General features: G+C 40.3%; 19 protein-coding genes. 12 read left to right on the top strand and 7 right to left on the bottom strand.

Going from position 1 to position 24,820, the window contains the following annotated elements; all coding sequences use genetic code 11:
• From UYI_RS0103620 to UYI_RS36145, 3 genes are all read left to right on the top strand, one after another.
• On the top strand, positions 1-558 hold the full coding sequence (locus UYI_RS0103620) for a type III secretion system chaperone family protein (protein ID WP_016865312.1): 558 nt from the start codon (positions 1-3) through the stop codon (positions 556-558).
• Positions 559-634: 76 nt separating this feature from the next.
• Positions 635-1,282, top strand: a complete 648-nt coding sequence (locus UYI_RS0103615) for a DUF3318 domain-containing protein (protein WP_009460181.1) — start codon at positions 635-637, stop codon at positions 1,280-1,282.
• On the top strand, positions 1,266-1,478 hold the full coding sequence (locus UYI_RS36145; RefSeq protein WP_085948345.1) for a hypothetical protein: 213 nt from the start codon (positions 1,266-1,268) through the stop codon (positions 1,476-1,478). The genes UYI_RS0103615 and UYI_RS36145 overlap by 17 nt, the downstream gene beginning before the upstream one ends.
• Here the strand turns inward: UYI_RS36145 and UYI_RS0103610 are convergent.
• Both UYI_RS0103610 and UYI_RS0103605 read right to left on the bottom strand, forming a co-directional pair.
• Positions 1,443-2,969, bottom strand: a complete 1,527-nt coding sequence (locus tag UYI_RS0103610) for an esterase-like activity of phytase family protein (RefSeq protein ID WP_016865311.1) — start codon at positions 2,967-2,969, stop codon at positions 1,443-1,445. The genes UYI_RS36145 and UYI_RS0103610 overlap by 36 nt on opposite strands.
• Positions 2,970-3,158: 189 nt before the next feature.
• The gene (locus tag UYI_RS0103605; RefSeq protein ID WP_016865310.1) at positions 3,159-3,956 is read right to left on the bottom strand and encodes a 7-carboxy-7-deazaguanine synthase QueE; all 798 of its coding nucleotides are present in this window, start codon (positions 3,954-3,956) and stop codon (positions 3,159-3,161) included.
• Positions 3,957-4,263: 307 nt separating this feature from the next.
• Between UYI_RS0103605 and UYI_RS0103600 the strand changes: the two genes are divergently transcribed.
• Together UYI_RS0103600 and UYI_RS0103595 are read left to right on the top strand one after the other, a co-directional pair.
• The gene (locus tag UYI_RS0103600; protein ID WP_016865309.1) at positions 4,264-5,289 is read left to right on the top strand and encodes an anti-sigma factor antagonist; all 1,026 of its coding nucleotides are present in this window, start codon (positions 4,264-4,266) and stop codon (positions 5,287-5,289) included.
• An 896-nt stretch (positions 5,290-6,185) separates the two neighbouring features.
• Complete coding sequence (locus UYI_RS0103595) at positions 6,186-7,457, top strand: glycosyltransferase family 4 protein (RefSeq protein WP_016865308.1); 1,272 nt, start codon at positions 6,186-6,188, stop codon at positions 7,455-7,457.
• Positions 7,458-7,544: 87 nt separating this feature from the next.
• On the opposite strand, the gene UYI_RS0103590 is transcribed toward UYI_RS0103595, so the two are convergent.
• Complete coding sequence (locus UYI_RS0103590) at positions 7,545-8,240, bottom strand: DJ-1/PfpI family protein (RefSeq protein WP_016865307.1); 696 nt, start codon at positions 8,238-8,240, stop codon at positions 7,545-7,547.
• An 87-nt stretch (positions 8,241-8,327) separates the two neighbouring features.
• On the opposite strand from UYI_RS0103590, the gene UYI_RS0103585 reads away from it, so the two are divergent.
• Both UYI_RS0103585 and UYI_RS31880 read left to right on the top strand, forming a co-directional pair.
• The gene (locus tag UYI_RS0103585; protein WP_026085716.1) at positions 8,328-9,035 is read left to right on the top strand and encodes a LuxR C-terminal-related transcriptional regulator; all 708 of its coding nucleotides are present in this window, start codon (positions 8,328-8,330) and stop codon (positions 9,033-9,035) included.
• A 659-nt stretch (positions 9,036-9,694) separates the two neighbouring features.
• Complete coding sequence (locus UYI_RS31880) at positions 9,695-9,853, top strand: ribbon-helix-helix domain-containing protein (protein WP_016865305.1); 159 nt, start codon at positions 9,695-9,697, stop codon at positions 9,851-9,853.
• 318 nt (positions 9,854-10,171) lie between these two features.
• Here the strand turns inward: UYI_RS31880 and UYI_RS0103575 are convergent, their stop codons facing one another.
• The gene (locus tag UYI_RS0103575) at positions 10,172-10,357 is read right to left on the bottom strand and encodes a hypothetical protein (RefSeq protein ID WP_016865304.1); all 186 of its coding nucleotides are present in this window, start codon (positions 10,355-10,357) and stop codon (positions 10,172-10,174) included.
• 1,068 nt (positions 10,358-11,425) lie between these two features.
• On the opposite strand from UYI_RS0103575, the gene UYI_RS39535 reads away from it, so the two are divergent.
• The 3 genes from UYI_RS39535 (at position 11,426) to UYI_RS0103565 (ending at position 12,963) form a co-directional block, all read left to right on the top strand.
• Entirely contained in the window at positions 11,426-11,554 is a 129-nt protein-coding gene (locus UYI_RS39535) for a hypothetical protein (protein WP_258003581.1), read from the top strand.
• A 154-nt stretch (positions 11,555-11,708) separates the two neighbouring features.
• Positions 11,709-12,581, top strand: coding sequence for a hypothetical protein (locus tag UYI_RS0103570; RefSeq protein WP_016865303.1), 873 nt, complete (start codon positions 11,709-11,711; stop codon positions 12,579-12,581).
• A gap of 82 nt (positions 12,582-12,663) precedes the next feature.
• The gene (locus UYI_RS0103565; protein WP_016865302.1) at positions 12,664-12,963 is read left to right on the top strand and encodes a hypothetical protein; all 300 of its coding nucleotides are present in this window, start codon (positions 12,664-12,666) and stop codon (positions 12,961-12,963) included.
• Between the two features lie 85 nt (positions 12,964-13,048).
• Here UYI_RS0103565 and UYI_RS0103560 read toward each other — a convergent pair whose 3' ends face one another.
• Positions 13,049-16,564, bottom strand: coding sequence for a WD40 domain-containing protein (locus UYI_RS0103560; RefSeq protein ID WP_016865301.1), 3,516 nt, complete (start codon positions 16,562-16,564; stop codon positions 13,049-13,051).
• Between the two features lie 289 nt (positions 16,565-16,853).
• Here UYI_RS0103560 and UYI_RS0103555 point away from each other — a divergent pair, with 289 nt between their 5' ends.
• Entirely contained in the window at positions 16,854-17,606 is a 753-nt protein-coding gene (locus tag UYI_RS0103555) for a thioesterase II family protein (protein ID WP_016865300.1), read from the top strand.
• A gap of 360 nt (positions 17,607-17,966) precedes the next feature.
• Here UYI_RS0103555 and UYI_RS0103550 read toward each other — a convergent pair whose 3' ends face one another.
• Together UYI_RS0103550 and UYI_RS0103545 are read right to left on the bottom strand one after the other, a co-directional pair.
• Positions 17,967-19,928: a choice-of-anchor Q domain-containing protein gene (locus UYI_RS0103550; RefSeq protein ID WP_016865299.1), complete on the bottom strand. Its 1,962-nt coding sequence runs from the start codon at positions 19,926-19,928 to the stop codon at positions 17,967-17,969.
• Between the two features lie 620 nt (positions 19,929-20,548).
• Complete coding sequence (locus UYI_RS0103545; protein ID WP_016865298.1) at positions 20,549-21,982, bottom strand: pentapeptide repeat-containing protein; 1,434 nt, start codon at positions 21,980-21,982, stop codon at positions 20,549-20,551.
• A 554-nt stretch (positions 21,983-22,536) separates the two neighbouring features.
• Here UYI_RS0103545 and selD point away from each other — a divergent pair.
• The coding region (gene selD, locus UYI_RS0103540; protein WP_016865297.1) for a selenide, water dikinase SelD at positions 22,537-24,820 on the top strand (2,284 nt) is incomplete at its 3' end.

The following is a 24,820-nucleotide window of genomic DNA, read 5'->3' as shown; positions in this document are numbered from 1 at the left end:
ATGGCTGCTGATCTGGTACAGATTGCCAATTACTTAGATAACCTTGGTTGGGATTATCGTGTAGATGAAGAAGAAGAGCGTATTATCACAGGTGTAGAAAGTGATAATGTCGAAGACTTTTTAATTGTTGTTCAATTAGATGAGGATGGAAGGTTTTTTCGATTATTTGCACCACAGGTTCTGGCAGGAGTACAAGAGCATCCCCACAAAGCAGCCATTCTCCAAACCATGCTAGCGATTTCTTGGGAAACTAAAATGCTGCAATGGGAATATGATCCATCCGATGGTGAAATTCGTGCCATCATAGAGTTTCCCTTAGAAGATTCGATTCTTACAGAAAAACAGTTTAACCGTTGTTTGAGTGGTTTAATTCAGCTTGTTGATAATGTCGCCATACCCCGGCTGCAAGCGGTGATGGAAACAGGTCAAGATCCAGGTAACGTAGAACTAGGAGAAAGAATTTTATTAAGTATTCAAGAAGAAGCCCCAGGATTGCTAGACCTGTTGGAGAAAGCGATGGAAGCCCGTAAAAAGCGGGGAAGTTTCCCGAACGAATGAGGCGAATTAGTAATGAAATAGCTATACTCCAAAGTGATACGCTCAATATACTGAAAGTTTTCTAGGGTTGGATATTATGACTTCTTATGCAACCTCCTCTGCTAAAGCAGAAATGAGTGAACTCCGGCGTCTGAAGGGTTTGCTACCACCAGAATTACAAAGTTGGGTAACTGTTGAAGGTACAACAGAGGTAAATCCACCCCTGATCCGTTGCGAAGAAATTGGCAAAGACCAAGTAGAAATTCAAATTGACTTGGTAAAATGGGATACGCTGGCAATGGATCAGCGCAATTTACTGTTCTGGCACGAAGTGGCCCGCATCCAAAATGACACCATTCCCAAAGATGGTTGGGAAATGGCAGCCTTAGCAATTGGTTTAGGTGGCGCTGTTGGCGAATTGTGGGTACAGGATGCTTTATTGCTGATATTAGCTTTGGCGCTGTGCGGAGTTTCTGGTTGGCGGCTTTATCAAAAAAACAATGGGGAAAAGCAACTTAAAGAATTTATTGAAGCTGATGAAAAAGCGATCGCTTTAGCAACTCGTTTTGGTTATAGTCTTCCCAACGCTTATAAAAGTTTAGGTAGCGCTTTAAAAACCTTAATTGACATGACTCCTAGCAAGCGCCAACGTTCTAAATACGAAGCACGACTCTCCGCCCTCAAACGCAGTGCCAATAAAGTCAAAGCAAAATCTAAGACTACTGTGGATGAAGGGATATATTAGCAGAAGGCAGAAGGCAGAAGGCAGAAGGCAGAAGGCAGAAGGCAGAAGGCAGAAGGCAAAAGGCAGAAGGCAAAAGGCAGAAGGCAGAAGGCAGAAGGCAGAAGGTATGAGAATATTCTATCTTCCCCTATCTTCCTATCTGCCTATTCACCTTAACGAGTTAATCAGTTTGCCGCTTCAACCAGAAACCAGCTAACCCCAACGCTACTAACCCAGCAGTTGGAGTTGATGTTGGTGTAGTCTCAGCTTTCTCGAAATTACCTAGTTCAGCAGCATTTACCCTAAATGAGTAGAGGAAGCCGGGAACTAACCTTTGACCTCTTGGACAATAACTGTCAATAGGTACTTTACTGACGCTAGTACCGTCCTGATTGCTGCAAACGTCAAATTGTACGTCATCATCATTCTGTGTGACGCTATAGTCATTATCAGTACCAACTAGCAGTGCATAGGAACCATTTCTGAGTTTGGGGCCAATTGTTAGTCCCTCCATCTTTTCTGGGATCTTTGTCCAATCTCCGGAATTCTCAGGATTCAAAGCTTGTGCGATGTCGAAAAAGAGAGTTTTACTAACTGGGTTTACACCCTCTGGCAGTGTGTTAGTACCTGTTAGATTAATGCCACTAACGTCAGTTGCACCGACCAAGCTAATCTTGTAAATGCGCTTGCTAGCAACAGGATTGGGGATATCAGTGGGATCATCGACCAAATCATTCAGCACGTCTACTCCAAACCCGCGATTGTCTCTTTCCAATACCAAGAATTCTTTATCATTAAGAGCGGTAATGGCACTGATGCCGATATTCCGACCTTGGGCATTTTGTCCAAAATCATCGTCAGTACCAGGGATGCGATCGTTGATATCTGTTAAGCTTTCTAGTTGATAAATGTACTGAGCCGTACTTTCGCCAGTAGCTATATCAAATTCTACCAAGCGTAAATTACGACTGTAGCGTCCGTCGTTCCTGCCGTTATTATCTACGCCTTCATTCACTAATGGGGCTTGCAGCATGGCAAATAACTTTTTGCCATTTGGACTGATAGTTAATCCCTCAAAACCACGATTATCTTGACGTCCACTCGTAATGGTTGGACGGCCATCGACGTAGTTGAGAGAGCTTCCAGCTTTAGGAATTATATTATCTGGAATCACAAATGCTCGTACAAAGGAACCATTGGGAGTAAATTCATATACAGAAGGCCCGTATTCATCGGAAACGTAAAAATTGCCATTGGGAGCAACAGCAAAACCCTCTGGATCAAAACTCTGCCCAAGAACAGCTTTATCGCCGTTGAGTAATTCTGGGTTTAAACCATTGAAGGTTTGACCATCTTTTTTGAAGACAATTGTCTGTAGGATTTTAAATTTTCTGATTTTCCCTGTGATTGGGTTAACATCAACGGTAAATTTTTGTACGCGTGTCTCGTAGGGGATGACACCGCCGCCAGGGCCGCGATCGCTCAAAGCGTAGTAAATATTATTGACGCGATCGTAGTACAAATCTGAGAAAAATCCCAGGCGGTTTTGATTGGCACTGTTACCAGCAAAGGGGTATAAATCAGTACTTCTACCCGGAATAGTTAAGGTATCGCTGAATGAGATACCATAAGCAGATGTTGCATATCCTGTAACACTTACCGCAAGTGAACAGGCAACTATGAAAAGCCAATGTCTGAATCGAACCATTGCTAAGATTCAAAATATTACTGTTTTTCAGCATTAGACTTCCGTATTAAGACTAGGTTAACTGTCAAACTAAGTACACTTTTTTACATCAAAATTTTACAATCTTTACTTATTCTTGCTTTTGTCTTTATAAAATAACGCTAATAGTTAGTAGATAGTGGTTAGTAACGAACCACTATCTACTAAATTCTAAAGCTGATTTAGCATCTTATGCGTCTGAGGTATAACCCGCACTTGCTTCACAAAACGCTTCATCAAAGCTTGCCACATCAATACCTGATCTGGAGAAGGGGCAAGCACTGGATTTTCGGTCAATTGTTCAGAAGCGGGTAAAGGTGTGACAGGTTGTAAAAACACTGGAATTGATGGGCTTACCTGTGCGACTAATGAAGCAGAACGTTCCAACTCAGCAGGATCTGTTTGTTCAGAAATGATGATTTTGACAAAAACTTCTACTTGTGATTCGTAACAGAGTTGGAGAAATTTAGCGTGTTCTTGCCAACGATTTTCGCCACTAGTGCTAGGTAGTTTCAAATCCATACCCACAGAGTCTAAATAGGGCAAAATCATTGCCAACTGTTCTGGACGATGACCGCTTGTCTCTAAATATATAGGTAAAGCAGTAATATTACGTAATTGTGGTAAAAATTCCACCAGAAATGCAGCATGAAGAAGAGGTTCGCCACCAGTCAAGCTAATGCTATCGTGTAAAGAAGGTATATTTTGCCGCTCGATCCATTCGAGTAATATAGGTAAAGGAACAGGATTTGAGTGAATTTCAAAATCGCGTTTTCCTGGCGATCGCTCTATCCTACAGGTAGTGGGTGCATTCCAAGTATGAGCGCTATCACAGAAATGACAGCGCAAATCACAAAAAGCAAAGCGAATAAAAATCTGACGTGTCCCGACATTCAGTCCTTCCCCTTGAATAGCGGAAAAGACCTCTACCAGGCGTGCTATGGGTGTAATACCAATTTTAGTAGTCATTTGATGATAAAAAGGCGTATGTGCCCTTTCCGCACAAAAGCAAGGATGTTTCTGAACTTCTTGTTCTATTGTGAACCTTACTGGCAGTCTCCAATTTCAACTCCAGTAACTAGCTGTCCGGAAAAGAAACTTTCACGCATGGAGCAAAAGTAAAGGGGTTACTATCCTTTGATCTTTTCTCTAGTTTCAATCCGTTCATAATCTGGGTAGCGGACTACTGGCGATTAGTTATGATTTGAACTAATCGCATCTCAGCTTAAGTGATTCACTAAAACCAACTAATGTTTGGCATATTACATTGACTGACATGGCAATGAAAGTGCAGGGTTTCATGATTAGCCAACCCCAAGAGGTAGATTTTCCAGTGATGTTCTTACATGACACGGCGATAGTACAAGTATCAGAGCGATTAAGCGTGCTAGAGGCGGTAGCCTTTAAGCAAACTTGCCAAAATATCACCCAAGCAAACCCAATCCCTCAGAAAATCATCATTGACTTTCAGCAAACTACTTTCATGGATAGTAGTGGTTTAGGCGCTTTGGTAAGTAATTTTAAAATTGCTCAAGATAGAGGAATAGAATTTATACTGCGGAATGTGACTCCCCAAGTCATGGCTGTACTTAATCTTACAGGGCTGGAAAAGGTTTTTTTCATTGAGTCAAGTGACTCGCTGCCAGTACCTTCTAAGAACCAACTCGAAGAACAGCTACCAACTACACATCCTTCTGTTCGTTCTTGGATGAAACGGTTAATAGATATTGTTGGGGCATTAGTAGGTTTAGTTATTGTAGCAGTTTTGTTTATTCCTATTGCTGTTGCGATCGCAATAGACGATCCCGGTCCAATTTTCTTCAGTCAAGTTCGCTGTGGTTGGATGGGTAAACGCTTTCGGATTTGGAAATTCCGCTCCATGTATGTTGATGCTGAAGCTAGAAAAGCCGAATTGGCAAAACATAACCAAGTACAAGGGGCATTTTTCAAAATTGACAATGATCCCAGAATTACAAAAATCGGACGCTTTCTGCGGCGTACAAGTTTAGACGAACTACCACAGTTTTGGAATGTTTTAAAAGGAGAAATGAGTTTAGTCGGTACAAGACCACCCACACCCGATGAAGTCGAACGCTACGAAGTACCAGAATGGCAACGTTTAGATGTAAAACCGGGTATGACTGGAGAATGGCAAGTCAATGGACGATCTACTGTACGTAAATTCGAGGATGTAATTCGTCTGGATTTGCAATACCAAAAAAACTGGAGCTTGCTATACGATTTAAAGCTAATTTTGAAAACAGTAGCTATCTTGTTTCACAAAAACAGTGGTGCTGTCTAGCTTTATTCTACAAAGCTATCCTTCCAGAGGTTTAGGGGCATTGTTACCCAAAAATATCAGGTGACAAAGTAAGGTTTTGATTGCCCCACCTCTATAGAACTAAAAATGTAAACGACTCACTCCTTGCACTTTTTATTATTTTTATTATTGTCTGCACGTAACGCACTTTTTTATATTTTTAAAATTTATAAGTAGAAAGACTCACGTTAGATAAAAGCTCGTAGTAAGGGCTTTAGCCCTTGAAACTTGAACTAACCTATTTTTCATCCAAATCATAATCGCTATAAGTTCAATATTTTTCCTATTTTTCTTTAGTTCCACAAACTATTCATCATCATTTACGTATACTAGACGCTCTCAAACATGTTACAGAAGGTCTGTAGGAAGTCCACCCTATAGCTCAGGTGAAAGGAACAGCCCTACTAAGAGTACTCTAAAGTAACCATGAAGTGCTTCTACATGAGGAAAACACGGCAGGTGAGGTGACATCACCTGCTTTTTGTGTGCTTGCCAAATTTGGTAATGGGGAAGTCGCAATTTCCTTTAGGGATTAGAGGCAATAAATAATCGGTAATGGGTCAATTACCGCAAAATTCCTTAGGCTTTAGTCGGAGGATGAGTTTAATTTCTTTAACTTTTTACTAGATTATTAGAGTTTTATTTCAGCAATAATACGGAAAAGTTTATTTTATTTTTTACTTTGTATAAGTAAAAAAATATATTAGTACACATCAAGCCATAGTATTAAAATTTACTCAAAATTTATTTGCAAAGCACTGACATTAAAACAATCCAAGGAGAAAATTCAGAAAGAAGCACAATCTCTACCTGAAATGATTTTCGGGAGAAATTCACTCTCATTAAACGATAACCGGGGTTGTTTTGATTAATTTGATATGCGGATTTTAATTTACTCTTACAACTACTATCCAGAACCCATAGGCATAGCCCCCCTGATGACTGAATTAGCAGAAGGGCTCGTTAAACGAGGACATCAAGTGCGTGTAGTAACTGCTATGCCAAACTACCCCGAACGCCGGATTTACGATGCGTATAAAAAAAAGTTGTATCTAACTGAGTATAAAAATGGTGTTCAAATTCAACGCAGTTATGTCTGGATTCGTCCTCAACCGAACCTACTCGACCGGGTGTTACTAGATGCAAGCTTTGTTGTCACAAGTTTTGTACCAGCTTTAATGGGTTGGCGTCCAGATGTAATTCTTGCCACTTCACCATCTTTGCCCGTATGCGTACCAACTACCCTCTTAGGATGGTTACAAAATTGCCCTGTAGTATTAAACCTTCAAGATATATTGCCAGAAGCAGCTATTCATGTTGGTTTAATTAAAAATCAACTACTTGTTAAAGCCTTTACAGAATTAGAAAAATTTGCCTACCGCACTGCTACTAAAATTAGCGTTATTGCTGATGGGTTTGTAGAAAACTTGCTCAATAAAAATGTAAAAGCTAATAAAATTGTACAAATACCCAACTGGGTTGACGTTAATTTTATTCGTCCTTTACCAAAAGAAAATAACTCTTTCCGCACATATCATAAACTCAATGATAAATTTGTAGTTTTATATTCTGGTAACATTGCCCTCACTCAAGGCTTGGAAACAGTAGTAAAAGCTGCTTCAAAATTGCGACATATTCCAGATATTACCTTTGTGATTGTAGGAGAAGCCCAAGGTCTACAAAGATTGCAACAAGAATGCCAAAATTGCGGTGCAGATAACGTTTTGTTACTACCTTTTCAACCGCGCGAAAAATTACCAGAGATGTTAGCAGCGGCTGATGTTGGTTTGGTAGTACAAAAGAAAAATGTAATATCCTTCAACATGCCATCTAAAATTCAAGTTTTACTTGCCAGTGGTAGAGCATTAGTTGCATCTGTACCTGATAATGGTACTGCTGCAAGAGCAATTAAACAAAGCGGTGGTGGTGTTGTCGTTCCTCCAGAAGATTCTGATGCCTTAGCTAAAGCAATTTTAGATTTGTACCAACACCCTGAAAAAGTTAAGGCGCTTGGCTATAACAGTCGCCAATTTGCTGTTGAGCAATATTCCTTTGACCAAGCTTTAAATAACTACGAATCTTTGTTTTATACAATGATTTCTGATAGTCCAGCAATTAGGTCAACTGTTGTGTCTAAGCAAGAAGTGTAAATCAGTTAACAGTGATCAGTTACCAGTTATCAGTGATGAGTGATAAATGATTTACTGGTTAAAGTTGGGGATTGTTAAATCAGGAAATTAATTGATTCTAGAAGCCGCTTTTTTGCTAGCGTCATATGATGCAGCTATTAACGATGCTCCCACATTTTTGACAGCTTGTACCAGTTCCGCACCTGCTTTTTCTGGTGAACCGACTCCAAACGGAGGTGAGGGGTTGTACTCCAACATCAATTCCATCAACTTGGCAGTATCTTCACCACAAAGCATTCCTGCAATGGTTAAAGCAAAATCAATCCCTGCTGTCACGCCTCCGCCTGTAATTCGGTTACGATCCACAACCACCCTTTCTGTACTGACTTGCGCTTCCATCAGTTCGAGTTGCTCTCGAAATGCCCAGTGCGAAGCAGCCCTATATCCCCGCAGCAATCCAGCTGCTGCGAGGATGAGCGAACCTGTACAAACAGCAGTTACATACTTGGCCGTCTCGCCATGTTTCTGCAAAAAAGTCAACATTTCCCTATCTTCCATCATTTGCACTGTACCAAAAGATCCTCCTGGTACACACAACACATCAAGTTGTGGACAATGATCAAAGGTAGTGTTGGGTAAAATTGTTAACCCACCATTGCTGACTACAGGTTCGAGTGACTTCCACAACAGTAAAACCGAAGTATTGGGCATTAAAGAAAAAACTTGATGTGAACCAGTAATATCTAGCTGAAACATATCTGGGTAAATAACTAAACCAATAGTGTTTTGAAACTGATTATTCATACTGAAATTTCCAACTGTGTAGTGAATACAGCTATCCTAAAGTTGGATGTATTGGTTGCCAATTACCCAGTTGGGTACATTTTTGCTATGTCTGCTAGCTTTCAAGCACTGGTTCAAAAAATAGCGATCGCTCCTGATGAATTGCAACTGCGCCTAGATTATATGGATGCAGTAGGGGAATTGTTTGCTTGCCAACACTGGGGTATTTATTTGCATGACAGTCTAGAAAAATGTGCCACGGTTGATATCAAAGGATTACCAGACAGCTTTATCGACTACTACGAAACTGTTGGTATGGTCATTGATCCAGTCATGGATTACGTGATCGAACATCATGTTCCCGCCCATGAGCAAGTTATTTTTACCGAAACAGCTTGGAAGCAGAGTCAACTTTATCAGAGTGGCTGTGGCAAGATGTACAATCACGAACACATCATGACTGGGCCTATTGTTGGTCAAGGAAAACTAATTGGTACAGTTCACTTTGCCCGAACCAATGGAACATCTGCCTTTAATTCTCAAGACTTAACCCGTTTAAGTGCGCTTTGCAGTCATATTTCTGCAAAACTAGCTTTCTTGCGAGCAAAACAAGAGCTATATCAAGTAGCTTGTTTAACTCATCGAGAATTACAAATAGCTTCTTTGGTAGCCAAAGGTTTAACTAATGCAGAAATTGCTACCGAACTTTGGATTAGTCAAAATACAGTTAAGCAGACTTTGAAGCGAATATTTCGTAAGCTGAATGTATCCACACGAGCAGAGATGGTAGCACGATGTCAAATGCCTCAAGTTTAAGGAGTAAAAAGAAAAGTACTAGAGATGGTTTGTCGTTTAAAAGCCAAAAAAACATTATCTAAGTCTTGACCTGACTAGCCAATAAACTTCAAAATGATATTCAGCCGAAATGTTTCCAAGTGTGAATCTTTCTGGATAAACCTGTTTTTGGGGAAATTTCAGGCTCAGGTTGACTCACCCGTTAGGGAAGAAACTTTATCGGATTTACCAGATTCTACTAAGCAATGAATGTTCACAAACCAATTCCAGAGCATCCAGCTCATACTAAACTTAGAGCGCGCATATGCAGTCTTCATTGTTTCCTCATTAAGACAGCGATTTAGGAAGGAACTGCACTGATAGTTATAGTTAGCTTGAGGAAATAACGCAGGTACTGAAATAAATGTCATTTCATTAGCAAGCAAAATCACCTGTTCATTATAAAGATTAGTCAATCTAAGGATGGTATTTGACTTTTTCAAAACTATATAACCAACTTTGAAAGAATCATGAAGTCATGAACGCCATCTATAAGCGACGAATTCAGGAAGCAACAAAGAGATATTTTCAGGCTCAAGTCAAACTCCTTGCCTAAATAATTGAAGTTGCTTCATAACCAGAATGAATACAGGTTTTTGCACCTTCTATACAAGTTTGTGCTACACAATCAGATTTTAACTATGAACAAAAAATGGGCAGTTAAGCGAATCACCGTAAACTTGGCATCCAATGAAGCCAATAAGCTGGAAAAATATTGTGATCAGACAGGTAGAGCAGCGACGGATGTGATTAGGGAACTTATTCGAGCGCTACCAATGACTAGACCTGAGCAGCATTAGCATTTTTTTTGAAATTTTAAAGATGATTTTGGCAAATTAGTTTTCAAACTAAACAAAATCCCCAAACGACTCTGAGTATTTTTCTTAGTGATGAATACACATGAGATTCCTTAGCCAAGTTTTTTGACTAAGGATATTTTTATTTTTACTCCACACTGAGTTAACTGTGTGTATTCTAGTTAACATTTAATAACGTATTTTGCTATTTTACTGACAATCCCTATTCCCCAATACCAAGTTTTTGATTACTTTTTCTAGATAAAATAACAGAGCTACAATTTTTACAATGAATAATGTCTCACTGTCTGCATAATAAAGTTAATTTATGGGTAAATCTTGGATCAGTTCCCGGATTACATCTGTAGCTGCTTTTCCTGTTAATTCACAATATTTTTCAAGTTTTATGGCTTCATCTGGTGCCAATTCTAGAATAAGTTGTTGGACTGATAATTTCTCACTGGAGGTTACAAAAGCTGGAAATATATGTGCGGCAGTTTCATTCATTGTTCTTATATTTACTTATGTAAGTTCAACAATATTGCCAATCCAGAACCATCTTTACCAGTGAAAATCTAGATTTTGATCTTTAACTTAAGCTTTTTAATGATTCTCTTTTCAAGAGCCATAAAGCATAAGTGCTAATATACGCTATGTATCTGAAGTACTGGTAGCAGTTTTAGTCTGTAGTTTTAATAATGTACTTATGCAGACGATGAAGCTCGTATTTACGTGTATCCGCCACATCTTTTATTTTATCCATAAATAAATTTAGAGGTTGGAAGTCTTATCACCGAACGTAGAGAACTAAATTATTTAGTATAAAATTTTTAACCTTCTGTTATGCTAAGTGCTACAACGGAGGCAACGCGTAGTGGCTCCTCTACCTTCTTCAGTCAATAGTCAAATCGATATTGCCCCAGAGTTGCTGTCGAGTATGAGTTACTTTTGATTAACAGCTTATAGCTTATGTGCAATATGCGGTACATTGTCACTCTTATCTTTGTCACGTCTGCACATTAGGAAGATGTTTTAGAAATGAAAGCCAAGCTTCATTGATGGCATGACCACTCATCTAATCTAAATTATCTAGTTATTAGAACATAAGTACTAATAAGTACTAAATTATCAATTTATTAAGCAAACTTTAAAGTATTTTTTAAATTCTTCCTTAACTTCCTGATTTTCGGCTGTCTGAATCTTAAAAAATGTAATAAATTCTAAAACAAACTTAACTACTTCATCAAATGTTAATAATTAATTTTAAGCTTATTGATATTCTTGTCAATAAATAAAATGGTACTCATGCAAATATTTTTCACGCATTTTTGTATCGAGGCTAGTTTGAACCCTTATCTCCAAACTTTTTAGTCCTTGTTCTTATTAAGAATTTTTTTATTTAAGTATATCTAGTCTTGCAACAGAGAGTAGATGATAGGCGTTTTAAATGATGTTGTTACTATGATAAAATCCTCTCAGAGTAGAAAAAGATTGTATTGATTCAATCTGTAAATCTACTTCACCCACTAGGGAGATAACACTGAAGTTGATCGGAGGATAATACCGAATAAATAGTTGAATTCACCCGAAAAGTCATCTCATCACAAGCTATCTGCACATTATGCAGAAGAGGTTGTGGACAAGATGTTGGAAGATATGGGAGTGCAACATGCATTTGGTGTTTCGGAAGGTGCGATCGCATAGCTCTAACATAACTGCGACACAGTTCAATCATAGAGAACCGAATCGCTTCGTAGCACACTGAAGTATTCCCACATCACTCAAATAAGTTCTAGTCAGGAATTTTTCCAACAGAGACTTTGTGATTGTGTAGCAACCGTAAGTTAGCAAACGAAGCATGTTTAATGACATTTCTGGTCATATTGAATGGGCACGTGTTGCACCTGACAAAGTAGTAGTAGCAACAGCTGATCGTGTTTGGTTATACCAACCCAGTTCTGGAAATAGTAGCGATTTATTCGCTCAGCCAATGAACAGTACGGGCAGTGTAGTCACAACCCAAAAGCTTCTTGATACTTCCATCATACTTGCCAAGCGTGCGGTTTCATCAAGCCGTCCTCCTGCTTTTAGCCTTATGCTTTGGATTTGGCGTTTGGCAGGTCAATATCATCTTACCCATTCTACGCCACGACTGATGCAGGAAGCCGCCCAACGTTTTGCTGCTGCTGGTCGCCAGACTTTAGCACAGTGGGCAGCCGAGAAAGCAGTTGAAGAACGTGGACATGACCGACTTGCCCTGCTCGACATCCAGTCGCTAGGATACGATGCCCAGGCAGTGGTGGAAGCTCTTGTTCCACTATCGGCACAGGTTTTACTGGATTACTTCACCCGCAGTGTCCAAAGCCCAGATCCAATTGGTTGTGTAGGCTATTCTTACACAATGGAACGCCTGGCGCTCACTACTGGTGAAGAGCACATTCAAGCAGTGGAAGCACTACTGCCATCTGGGATTAAAGCCACTCGATTTCTGCACGTACATAGTGGTGTTGGCAGCGATGTGGAGCATGTACATGAAACCATTGAGATGGTAGCTGGACTGACTCCAGAGGAGCGGACTCGCGTCGCTATTGCTTGTTACGAAACCGCGCTGTTAAACTTCAGCTCTTCCCAAGCTGGCTATCCAACGGATGAAGAACTACAGCAAGTGTTGAAACCATTGGCTTTGCATCCGCAACCTCAGGACGAATTTGATAGTTTGCTGCTGAGGTGAATAACCGTAGAGCAAGGAGAATCTATACCTTTCTCATAAATGTCTTTAAAGCAATATTACGAAAAAATTTAACGAGGATCTCATGGAATCTAAGAAGACAAACAAAGTTAAGCAAAAGCAGTCTTTCAGTCTCCTGACTGTTCTGAGTCTGTGTGCGATCGTTACATCTACAACAACAGCATTAATTGAGAAGGAGTCAAATACACAGAATTTGGCTCCCGCAGGTGAGCAGCAGTCTTTAAGCCAGGATTCCATTAGCCGCCTTAATCAAAACAACAGCGCAGTCTTAGAGGAAATCAATCTCAATAAAGAGTGGGAAAGTATTTCCAGTGAGAAGTCTGAACCAGGATCTCTAATTTTAGTTGGTATTGACGGTTTCTAAAAGATTTTGTTTCTCAGTCTCAAACGGCATAAAAATAAGGTAATAGCATCCACGGCAGCTACATAAAGCTAGAGTGGGGAGAGGTTTAATCAACTGCCCCTAAAGCTTTCAGTGTCGCTCTCGTTGCTTCTGTTATACCACTAACCCCTGTGAGATTCAAACACTCATAGGGTTTTTCAGCTTTCAAAATCTTTAAGCATTCGCCAGTTTTGACATTCCAAAGTCTAATAGTCTCATCTTCACTACCACTAACGAGGGTTAGATTATCTGAACAAAAGGCGACTGACCAAATCCAAGCCGAATGTCCAAACAAAGTTTTAAAACATTCACCAGTGCTAATATCCCATAACTTGATTGTGTGGTCTTGACTGCTAGTTGCTAGCATCCTATTGTTTGGACTAAAGGCAACTGATAGTAGCCAACCCGTATCCACCTGCAAAACTCTCAGGCATTCACCAGTATGGACACTCCATAATCTTAAGGTTCGATCTGTACTGGTACTTGCCAACAACTCACCATCTGAACTAAAAGCAACTGCCCAAGCCCAACTCGTATGTCCCTCTAAGGTTCTGAGGCATTCACCAGTTTTAGCATCCCACAATTTAACTGTCTGATCCAAAGAGCCACTGGCTAGTACAGTCCCTTGAGGACTGAAAGCAACTGACCAAATCGCAGCAGTATGCCCTTGGAGAGTCCTCAAAACTTCACCAGTGCCGACATTCCATAACCTGACTGTTTGATCTTCACTGCCACTCACCAGTATCTGGCCGTCAGGGCTAAAAGAAACTGACCAAACCGCAGCACTATGTCCCTGGCAAGTTCTCAGGCATTGACCAGTGCTAACATCCCACAACTTCACCGTTTTATCTCCACTACCACTGCCCAAGATGTTGCCTTGTGAGTTGAAAGCAACTGAGTATACCCAATTGGTGTGTCCGTAGAAAGTCTTTAAGGTTTGACCAGTGTGGGTATCCCACAATCTCACCTTTTGATCGTGACCACTACTTGCCAGCGTCTTACCATCTGGATTGAAGGTGACTGAGAGTATTTGATTGCTATGTCCTTGGAAAGTTTTGAAACATTGACTAGTGGGAATATGCCACAACTTCACAGTCTGATCGCGACTACCACTAGCTAAAACATCACCCTCTAGGCTAAAGGCAACTGAAAATACTATATTGGAGTGTCCTTGAAAAATTCTTTGGCATTCACCAGTACTGACATCCCACAACCTTACTGTCTGGTCATGGCTGCCACTAGCCAGAATATCACCTTGGGGACTGAAGGCAACTGAAAATATTTGATTGGTATGTCCCCGGAAAATTCTTTGACATTCACCAGTACTGAGGTTCCATAACCTGATTTTCTGGTCATCACTACTACTAGCTAGCATTTGACCGTCAGGACTGAGACTGATTGACCGTATCCCATCACTATGTCCCTGGAAAATTTTTAGGCACTCACCGCTGTTAACATCCCATAACCTGATTGTATTATCGTCACTGCCACTCACCAACGTCTGACCATCCAGACTAAAGGCAACTGAGAGTACCCAATTTGTATGTCCCTGAAAAATTTTCAGGCATTCACCAGTCCTAACAGACCATAGCCTTATAAGCTGGTCATCACAGCCGCTGACTAACTTGTCACCCTCCGGGCTAAAGGCAACTGACCAAACCTCATTACCATGCTCCTGCAAACTGTGAAGACATCCACCAGTAGCAACATCCCACAGCTTGACAGTGCAGTCACTACTTCCACTTGCAAGAGTCCTACTGTCAGGGCTGAAGGCAAGGGAGACAACCCAGTTGGCATGTCCTCGGAGGATGAGAAGTTGTTTTCCATCAGCAACTTGCCATAAGTGAATCTCACCATTGCTATCCCCTGCGGCTAGGAGTTTGCCGTCGGGGCTAAAGGCAACAGACATAATCCCACCGAAAGTTTCGGAAAAAACAGATTTTGCTAAATCAGCGTTTTGGAAGTTTACATTATGTAAATTTACCTTGCGTAGATCCGCTTGCCAAACACTTAGGTAAGAAAAATCATAGCCAGTGAAATCGATTCCCAAAGATTTGAGTAGATTAACAATATTTCCAGCTGTATATCCTGGTTCTTGCGGAGATTCCTCCCGCAGCCTTGCTAAGATTTTAGTTAATTGTTTTTCAATGCCCTTTTTGCTTCTAAAGACAGTGAGTAGCTCATCTATGACTGGTTGGAGGATAAGACGAATTTGGGACTCCCTCACATAGTCTGTCGCTGTCGCCTTCATGAGAGCATGACATCTAAAAAGTTCAATGTTCTCAGTTGCTATCTCTTCACAGACTTGCTCGATCAATACCTGAGTTACATACTCCATAACTACAGGCTGGAGAGTAAAAGTTGCTGCATTTTTCTCAACTAGCGATCGCCTCAGCAAAGACTCTAGAGCTTCCAATAATTTTTGCGATGGTACTGGCGATACCATATCTTCTCGCAATTCCCACAATGCGATTGGTTCGCGATTAATCGCTAGCCAAAACATTATGTCTTTTTCTATATGCGATAAACGCTCAAACTGCTGGTCTAAAACACTACGAATATCTCCAAAAACAGCAGTATTTTCTCGCAAAAATTCTGCCACATTACCATCAAAGACATCTTCTATAGTCGTAGCAACTATCTTCAAAGCTAATGGATTACCTGCATAGCGTTCAATCATTACTTGCCATTCTGACTCTGTTGCAGATAGACCCTTAGCTTTCAAGATTTCTTGGGCATCGTCAACTTTCAAACCCCTTAATTGTAAGGAGCGAACGGGTAATTCTTGTCCTTTGAGTAATGCTACCTCTTTAGGATTTTCCCGACTGGTTAAGACCAAACAACTTTGGTGAGTTGCTTCTCCTAACAATCTTAAAAGCTCACCGTATCCCTCATATCCTTCTTGGTATTGTCCAGCTCGACTACCACTACGCAAAATAGACTCTATATTATCAAGTACGACTAGACAGCGATTGTTTTGCAAATAATAGAGTAGGCGCGATATTCTCTCGCTTAAATTTTCTGGTAAATTGCTTTCTGTTTCCTGCTCATCAGAGAGAAATTGGATGAGATTTGCGAGAATGGATTTTATGGGTGGAGCTTCTCTGAGCGATCGCCAAATCACATATTCAAATTCTTCCTGAATTTGTTGAGCTAGCTTAACAGCTAGAGTCGTTTTACCAATACCGCCCATTCCTAATATTGCCACCAATCGACATCTTTCATCGAGAATCCATTGCTCTAAAGTGGCAATCTCTTGCGTACGTCCATAAAAAACGGATGTATGGGTAGCATCACCCCAATCTAAGCGAGTATTAGAGCTTAAATAGTCACTTTTATCTAGTTTTATGTTAAAAATCGAAAATAATTTTTCAAGAGTTTTTTTATCAACCCCTCCTTCGCGATTTAGTACTTTGGAGATTGTACTAGGATATAACCCAGTACGTGTACTCAGTTCTTCGAGGGTATAACTGTTTCCAAAATTTTCCTCTGCTTCTGATGTACGCTTTGCCTCCTGAAGTTTTTGTAAACCTCTAGTAGTCAGTGTAACTCCGCGCTTGCGTCTCCAATTCTGTAAAGCCATGTAATAAAAATGCAGTGGTACTAACTTAACTTGAATTCAATTAACTTTCTAGCAGAATGAAAACTGTATTTTTGAATGTTCATAAATTAGCTTTATTTTTTTAGAAAGTTATTGCTTTGTTTACTATACCAAAAGCGATCGCTCTAATTTTTTATCCTATGTATACTATGGTTTAACTAATGCAGAAATTGCTGTCAAATAGTAGGATTGGTCAAAATTGAGCTAAAAAGACTTTAAAATGAATTTTTCGTAAGCTAAATGTATCCGCACGAATAAAAATGATAGTAAGATGCTAAATACTTCAAGCTTAGATTCTTGGTTAATTTACCCTAAACCTAATCCAGATGCCCAAATCCGGTTATTTTGTTTTCCCTACGCTGGTGGTAGTGCTAATATATTTCGTCGCTGGTCAAATTATTTGCCTAGCATCATAGAAGTCTGTGCGATTGAGCTTCCTGGCAGAGGAATGCGGATAAAATTACCTCCATTCACTCAATTAGAACCTCTAGTCACAGAATTAGCTAGTGTTCTCAAGTCAAAATTAGATAAACCATTTGCCTTTTTTGGCCACAGCATGGGCGCACTTGTAAGTTTTGAACTTGCTCTTCTACTCCGCAAACAGTATGATCTAAACCCCAGTCATTTGTTTGTATCAGCTCACCGCGCACCCCAACTTGTTGACCCAAAACCACCTATTCACAACTTACCGGAAGCAGAATTTATTGCAGAATTGCGGCGTCTGAATGGTACTCCGCAAACTTTACTTGAAAATGAAGAAATGATGCAATTTTTCCTTCCGATCTTGCGTGCGGATTTTGCAGTGCTAGAAACTTATGTTTACACTCAACAAGCACCATTAAATTGTCCTATTACTGCTTTTGGTGGTTTGGAAGATCAAGAAGTTAGCTATGATGAAATTCAAGCATGGCAGGAGCAAACAAGCGCTTCTTTTTCGTTACATATGTTCCCTGGAGATCACTTTTTTTTACATTTATTTTATTCATCTATGCTAGAGATTATATCTCAGCAAATAATTGTTTAAATTCCTGATCATAATTTTCGTGTTTTATAAAACAAGAATGAAATATTCACTTAGCTTAGCTGTGTGAAATAACAAGTAAATCTTATAAAAATAAGTAGTTGGTTTGTATTAATCTGTAGTGTTTTTAAACGCAAAGGAGCGCAAAGGAGAACGCAAAGGAACGCAGAGTTTAGCTACAGGAATTTCGCTATGAATTTATGCAATTTTGTACTAATTAATAGACTTACCTACAAGTAGACTGCGCTCCACAGTAGGACGGTTGTAGAAGTATAGGAGTAGCCCCAAAATGACTAAAATGAAGCTATGGGGTTCTCCTATACCTCTATTTGTTGACGCAAACTATGTCAAATTATCAGTTATTTATTTACCAAGGGAATTTTTGTCGGTTTGACTACTAACTGTAACATCGTCAAGCGTGAAAAGATCCTGAAACTGATTAAGGTTGAAATAACCTTCCGGGTTAACGCTAAAAGATGTTCCTGACCCTTTTAGCTCTGACTTTATGTATTCTTTGAACAGATTAGGATCTGAAAGTTTGGATTGACTCAAAATGTTTCTGAGGTCTATCCCGTTTTTTGTGGGATCAATATTTTGAATTGTATTACCTTGTGCTGGCATGAATTGGTTGAGCAATTCATCGCTGTCTGTTACAGCTGTTGGTTGATTGTAACTATAATTACCAGTCAAGATATCCCCAGTTTCATAACCAACCAACTGAGTATTGTTATTGCTTCCACTTAATACATCGCTACTTTCAACATTGTTAGTGGTATTGTTTTGGGTATCGCTATATTGCTGATCCGGTGACGAGTATGTAACACCCATCACTTGAGTATCGTTTGGACTTGACTGAGGAGATGGAGTGACAACCACTTCAAATGCCCCAATATCAGGTTTACCATCTCGTTGGTTCCCTAGTTGGTCAGTGGTGGGTACACCACTAACTGTGACACCTGTGTTAATGGCAGGACTGCCTGGTAAAAGGGGGTGTATGAGAAACCCTCCAATATTTTCTAGGGGCCCAAGAAGAGGATCAACAATTTGACTACCTGCGACAACTTTATTACCCATCTCTGGCCCTGGATATTCTATATTGCCGCCGCCATCTTTTAGTTGATATCCAACCTGTTTTTGTGAAAAGTCGCTAGCGGTGTTGTAGGCAACAATCGAGTTGGTGAGGGTGACTGGCTGTTTCTGACTGTAAAACCAAAATGCCCCATTTGCCCGTCCGGCTTCGTTATTGACGATGGTGGAATTCACAATGTTGATGGGGACGAATTCGTCAGTGCCAAGGAACATTGCTCCGCCTGCATCTTCTGTTGCCTTATTTCCAGAAAAGGTAGAGTTGGTGATGTTGGCTGCCTTATCGCCATTCATCCATAAACCTCCACCCTGCTTTGCGGCTGTATTGTTGGCAACGGTGACGTTATTCATTGTGAGTTCGCCGTGAACTTGCAGTCCACCTCCTCGACCTATGCCATTATCATTAAAGTCTGCTGTGTTACCAACAATGCTGCTGTTTTCGATAATCATTTTGTCTGGGCCGTAACCCCAGAAAAAAATTCCACCACCCTCTCCTTTGGTGTAATTGTTTTCAAACTTACAGCCACGGATTGCTATTGTGCCTCCGACAGTAGAACCAGGACCTGTTGAGTTTGCTCCATCGCAGAAGAATGCACCACCACCACTTTCACCTTCTGCACTATTGTTAAGAAAGACTGAGTTTTCTACGGTTGCTTCACCTAACAGGTTATAAATTGCTCCACCATTAACACCTTTGTTATTGGTAAATTCGCAGTCTTTCACAACCAGCACACCGGAACCATAAGTACCGATCGCTCCACCGCTAAATCCAGAATCTCCTAGAGTGCCATCGTTGCTGTCAAAATTGCTGCCAAGTACCGTTGCTTTACTACCGTAACCAATATAGATGGCTCCGTTTTGCCAAGCACTATTGTTATTAAAGTTACAATTTTCCACCTGAAGGGTGCTGTAGTCCCAAGCTGCGATCGCACCACCTCTTCCATCTGTTCCCGTCACCATACCATTGGTAAGCGTCAGGTTCTTTACTGTAGCATTGACATAGCTGTTTACAGAAAATACCCGTGTAGCGTTATTGCCGCTAATCGTTAAATTTTCTGCCCCTGCACCATCAATTGTTACGTCTTTCGCAATAGAAAGTTGTCCACTAGTGAGGGTGATAGTTTTGTTGGCAAGGCTAGAATCAAACTGGATTGTGTCTCCTGCTTGGGCAGAATTGAGCGCTGCTCGTAAAGAACCTTCTCCACTGTCTGCGGTGTTAGTAACTTTAATGATAGTCATGCTTTGAATTCCCTTAGAAATGTAGTGTTTTGACAGAATCACAAAATTTGTGATTCACCAAGCGATCGCGTCATCGTTTGAGACGATAGGAATCACAGACAGCACCCTATTACCGTTACGTGGAAGTCAAAAGTCAAAAATTCTAATTATTCTATTTCTTTGACTTATTTTTCAGTTTTTGTGTTGATTTCCGACGTAATCTACTAGTTTTCTTTTTCACGTGTATTTTTACTAAACAGGATTTCCTCGTTGAACTAGTAATTAAAATCTGGATAAACCAGAATCCATGAAAAATAGCCTATCTACACTCTTATATCTATTTGTGTCAAGTACACAATCTAATATTTGTGGCGAAAAAATAATTTTTGACCACTGAAATTGGGTCTAAGGTTATGTAGACACGACTTTTTGGTAATTGGCAACTGTTTTTTCCCATTACCGATTACCACTTTTCACAAATATGATAAGTCCTCAAATGGACATAATATTATTCCTATCTGGCATTATTAATTCCAATTTATATTTTGGGAAGCACCCTGAGAAAATTTAAGTACTTGAACATCGAGTTTTTTATATTAACAACGCTTTGGGTCTACACCACAATAACTAGTGTGTTCAAGTCAAGTTTCAGCTTCTGCAACAGATATTTGTGAGGGTTCTGAGCGCATCCAATGTGTAGGAATATCTAAATAATCTGGTAAAACAGTTGTGCGATCGCCTACTGCAAACCGAATTTGATGTGACTGTAAGTTTTTAGCTCCTGTCAGAATTGCTCCCGACAGTTTCACATCACACAAATTTGTGCCAAAGAAGTCTACTCCCATCAGATTCGTACCGCAGAGATTAGCTTCATGGAACATAGCTTTTTGCAGGTTGGTTCCCATCATATTAGCTCCATAGAGGTTGGCTTCTCTTAGGCTAGCTTCAGCCAAGTTGGCAAAAAACATCTCTGTGTGTTCTAGTTTGGCTGCATTCAAATTTGCCTGTTGCAAATTCGCTCCATTGAGATTAGCTTGTTTGAGATTAGCACCAATTAATCCTGTTTCCTGCAAGTTAGCTTTACCAAGCTTTGCTCCTTGTAAATTAGCAAGAAATAACTTGGCTTTAGAGAGATTTGCAACTTTGAGGTTGCAAGATTGCAAATTAGCTTTATACAGATTTGCTTCACAGAAGCTAGCTGCACGCAGACTTGCCCCAGACAAGTTTGCAGACCGCAAGTTAGCTCCACTCAAGTTAGCTCGATTTAGGTTTGCCCCATGAAGGTTAGCTTCTTGGAGGTTACATGATTGCAAATTAGCTTCATATAAAGTCGTGCCACAAAGCTTTGCACCTTCAAGATTTGCTGCAAATAAGTTAGCTTTCTGGAGGTTGGCTTTTGTCAAGTTTGCTCCCCGCAAATCTAAGCGTTGCAAGTTGGCATTCGATAGGTCTACGCGTCTAATATCAGTATTTCTCAAATCGAGTGACTGGTTTGCTTGGTCTTGTTCCCAGTTGCGTCTACCAATTACGGTGAGAGCTGCTTGTAAATCTGTGGATACTTTGGTAATTTTGGCCAGTTCTTCCACAGAATTTTCCTGTTCTGGCTTAATGCCACTATTTTCCCGCACAAATGCACTCAGAATTTCCATAATTGTCCAGTACTGTTTTGGTGATTCCTGGGCAATTTTTTCTAGGGCATAAATTGCCCCTATCCGCGTTGCTACGTGTTCATGTCCTAACTGGGTAATTGCTGCTATCAAGCGCTCTGTGACCAACCGTTCTTGGGCTAGTTGTAGATTTTGAATGCCAATTTCATTATTTTTTTCAGCTGCGATCGCACTCTTTTTTAATGCTTCGGTACGCTTGGCTGCATAATAAGCATTAATTATCACTGCCAACCCCACAAATAAGGTTGCTGTTGTGTTTAGTGCTTGATTTCTGCTAACTACTTTTTGTTCATTTGACAATCCCTCAACTTGGGAAACGGCAAAGAATATCACAGTTGGTGATAGGCTAAATAAAATTGCGATCGCTATCAACCAACTTTTGAATGCGTCTGTCTTCCTGCCAGACATATGGATAGTAATCCTCACTACACAGAATTATTACGGACAATATTGAAAAAAAAGAGTATATCATTTGTCAAGAAATTTCAATATCTATCATAAGATGCAATCTCAAGATTAATCATTCTTTTGTTATTAATTATTGATTATTAATTGTTATATCAATGTGTCACAATCTAGCTATACATATCACTCCATTTCTGCTACTGGGAGAAATCCAATAGGCAGAAGTTTTAGTCTTGCAATCACTAGATGTGATGGAGAGAAGCCAATTTTAGCTTTTTGTTAAGGGGACATCCCGAATAAAATTAGAGGGATTAGCCCAATATTTAATCGCGGGGTTGGCCAGGTAATTGCTAATTGTCAATTGCGAATTGGAAAAATTAGAACAAGTTCTTAACAATTACCCATTACCGGGTGAGGGGCGGTGATACCATCACTTTTAAAAAATGAGGTTTTCACGTCACCCAACTTTAATGTGATGAAAGAAAAATTCTTTCGCCACAATAATTGACCAAACTATAACCATCAATTACAAAAAATCACCTATCAACGACTTTTATATGCAGCAAAATATACAGCCAATTACTAAAGATTTAGTACTAATTGGTGGTGGTCATAGCCATGCAATAGCTCTCTTGATGTTTGGAATGAAACCTCTTGCTGGAATACGATTAACTTTAATAACTGATAGAGTTGATACACCTTATTCTGGGATGCTACCAGGGCATATTGCTGGTTTTTACAGCCATGACCAATGTCACATTGATTTGCGATTACTCACGAATTTTGCCAAAGCGCAATTGTATATTGACCGAGTAGTTGGTCTTGACCTGGAAAATAAAAAAGTGATTTGTGCTAACCGTCCAGAAGTAGGATTTGATCTACTGTCAATAGATATTGGCAGCACACCAGCCACAATTTTTGTACCAGGCGCAGCAGAATATGCAATTGGGGCAAAACCAGTGTCTAATCTCCTGAAACACTGGTATCAGCTGCTAGAAGATAGAGCTGACAATCCGCAAAAGCCGTTGAGTATTGGGATTGTAGGAGGAGGGGCAGGTGGCGTGGAATTAGCGTTATCGATGCAAGCTCATTTGTATCAGGTGTCCAAAGTATATCCCCTCACATTTTTCTCAAAAAGAGAAGTTATCGACCATAATACCCTAAAACAGGGAGTTTTGGAAATTCATTTATTCGGGCGGGATGCGGAACTAATGCCTAATTATCATTGGTCTGTACAGCGTACAGTCAAGCAGCTTTTAATCAAACGGGGTATACAACTGCATTTAGGCGAAAATGTATGTAAAGTCGAACCAGGTAAAGTTATATGTGAATCTGGGTTGACCGTAGAGTGCGATCGCATTTTCTGGGTGACACAAGCCTCCGCACCACACTGGTTAAAGGCTGCTGGGTTAGCAACTGATGAGCAAGGCTTTATTTTGGTAAATGACGCCTTACAATCTTTGTCTCATAGGTATGTATTTGCTGCGGGAGATATTGCCACGATGGTAAATCACCCGCGCCCAAAAGCAGGAGTGTTTGCGGTGCGGCAAGGCAAGCCTTTGTTTGAGAACTTACGGCGATTTTTATTGGGCAAACCCCTCAAACCCTACATACCACAGAAACAATATTTAAGCTTAATTGGTACAGGCGATGGTAGAGCGATCGCCACACGTGGCCCCTTTACTTTACCTCCTCATCGCTTACTGTGGCAGTGGAAAGACTGGATTGATCGCCGTTTTATGGAAAGGTTTAGTAATTTTCCACAAATGTCATTGGTCATTGGTCATTGGTCATTGGTCAATAGCAAAATACAAAGGACAAATGACAAAACAATGCGCTGTGCTGGGTGTGGTTCTAAAGTGGGTGGTACAGTTTTAGAAAAAGTCCTCCACCGCATCAAATTAGAACAACCTGTTGGGGAAGACAGAAAAGATATCATCATTGGTTTGGATGCACCCGATGACGCGGCTGTAGTGCAACTGCCAGCTAATCGATTATTGGTGCAGACGATAGATTATTTTCCTAGTTTGATTAATGATCCCTATATTTTTGGGCAAATCAGCGCCAATCATTGCTTGAGCGATATTTTTGCGATGGGGGCAACTCCGCAAAGTGCGTTGGCGCTAGCTACTATTCCTTATGCTGCGCCAGCCAAGGTCGAGGAAACTTTGTATCAGCTTTTATCTGGTGCAGTAAAAGTGCTAAATCAAGCACAAGCACCTTTGATTGGCGGACACACAACCGGAGGGGCAGAACTTGGATTTGGTTTAAGTTGTAATGGTTTAGCTGAATCAGATAAGTTGCTGCGTAAAGGTGGAATGCAACCAGGACAAGTATTGATTTTGACTAAAGCTGTGGGAACTGGGACATTATTTGCTGCTGATATGCGCTGCCAAGCTAAAGGTCGCTGGATTGAGGATGCGGTAGAGTCGATGTTGTTGTCCAATCAAGCTGCGGCTAAATGTTTATTACAACATGGGGCTACAGCTTGTACAGATGTAACAGGCTTTGGCTTGTTAGGACATTTGATGGAGATGGTGCAGGCTTCTAAGGTGGCAGTAGAGTTAGAAATGGGAGCTATACCAGTTTTGCCAGGGGCAAGAGAAACTGTACAATTAGGAATTTTTAGCTCCCTACATCCAGAAAATTTAAGTTATTCGCGTTATATTTCTAACTTACACATTGGGGAAAATCACCCTAATTATCCTTTGTTGTTTGACCCACAAACCTCTGGTGGTCTTTTAGCTGCTATCTCCATAGAACAAGCTGACAGATGCTTGGTTGCACTCAAAGCTTTGGGGTATGAACAAAGTTGTGTGATCGGTGGAGTGATAGAGCCAA

The organism is Fischerella muscicola PCC 7414, assembly GCF_000317205.1.
Lineage (GTDB): Bacteria > Cyanobacteriota > Cyanobacteriia > Cyanobacteriales > Nostocaceae > Fischerella > Fischerella muscicola.
This window is presented reverse-complemented; position numbering and strand designations above follow the sequence as displayed.

Excerpts from the sequence above, each read along its gene's own strand:
- UYI_RS0103620 (WP_016865312.1), top strand. The coding sequence starts at position 1 with ATGGCTGCTGATCTGGTACAGATTGCCAATTACTTAGATAACCTTGGT.
- UYI_RS0103615 (WP_009460181.1), top strand. The coding sequence starts at position 635 with ATGACTTCTTATGCAACCTCCTCTGCTAAAGCAGAAATGAGTGAACTC.
- UYI_RS36145 (WP_085948345.1), top strand. The coding sequence starts at position 1,266 with ATGAAGGGATATATTAGCAGAAGGCAGAAGGCAGAAGGCAGAAGGCAG.
- UYI_RS0103610 (WP_016865311.1), bottom strand. The coding sequence starts at position 2,969 with ATGGTTCGATTCAGACATTGGCTTTTCATAGTTGCCTGTTCACTTGCG.
- UYI_RS0103605 (WP_016865310.1), bottom strand. The coding sequence starts at position 3,956 with ATGACTACTAAAATTGGTATTACACCCATAGCACGCCTGGTAGAGGTC.
- UYI_RS0103600 (WP_016865309.1), top strand. The coding sequence starts at position 4,264 with ATGGCAATGAAAGTGCAGGGTTTCATGATTAGCCAACCCCAAGAGGTA.
- UYI_RS0103595 (WP_016865308.1), top strand. The coding sequence starts at position 6,186 with ATGCGGATTTTAATTTACTCTTACAACTACTATCCAGAACCCATAGGC.
- UYI_RS0103590 (WP_016865307.1), bottom strand. The coding sequence starts at position 8,240 with ATGAATAATCAGTTTCAAAACACTATTGGTTTAGTTATTTACCCAGAT.
- UYI_RS0103585 (WP_026085716.1), top strand. The coding sequence starts at position 8,328 with ATGTCTGCTAGCTTTCAAGCACTGGTTCAAAAAATAGCGATCGCTCCT.
- UYI_RS31880 (WP_016865305.1), top strand. The coding sequence starts at position 9,695 with ATGAACAAAAAATGGGCAGTTAAGCGAATCACCGTAAACTTGGCATCC.
- UYI_RS0103575 (WP_016865304.1), bottom strand. The coding sequence starts at position 10,357 with ATGAATGAAACTGCCGCACATATATTTCCAGCTTTTGTAACCTCCAGT.
- UYI_RS0103570 (WP_016865303.1), top strand. The coding sequence starts at position 11,709 with ATGTTTAATGACATTTCTGGTCATATTGAATGGGCACGTGTTGCACCT.
- UYI_RS0103565 (WP_016865302.1), top strand. The coding sequence starts at position 12,664 with ATGGAATCTAAGAAGACAAACAAAGTTAAGCAAAAGCAGTCTTTCAGT.
- UYI_RS0103560 (WP_016865301.1), bottom strand. The coding sequence starts at position 16,564 with ATGGCTTTACAGAATTGGAGACGCAAGCGCGGAGTTACACTGACTACT.
- UYI_RS0103555 (WP_016865300.1), top strand. The coding sequence starts at position 16,854 with ATGCTAAATACTTCAAGCTTAGATTCTTGGTTAATTTACCCTAAACCT.
- UYI_RS0103550 (WP_016865299.1), bottom strand. The coding sequence starts at position 19,928 with ATGACTATCATTAAAGTTACTAACACCGCAGACAGTGGAGAAGGTTCT.
- UYI_RS0103545 (WP_016865298.1), bottom strand. The coding sequence starts at position 21,982 with ATGTCTGGCAGGAAGACAGACGCATTCAAAAGTTGGTTGATAGCGATC.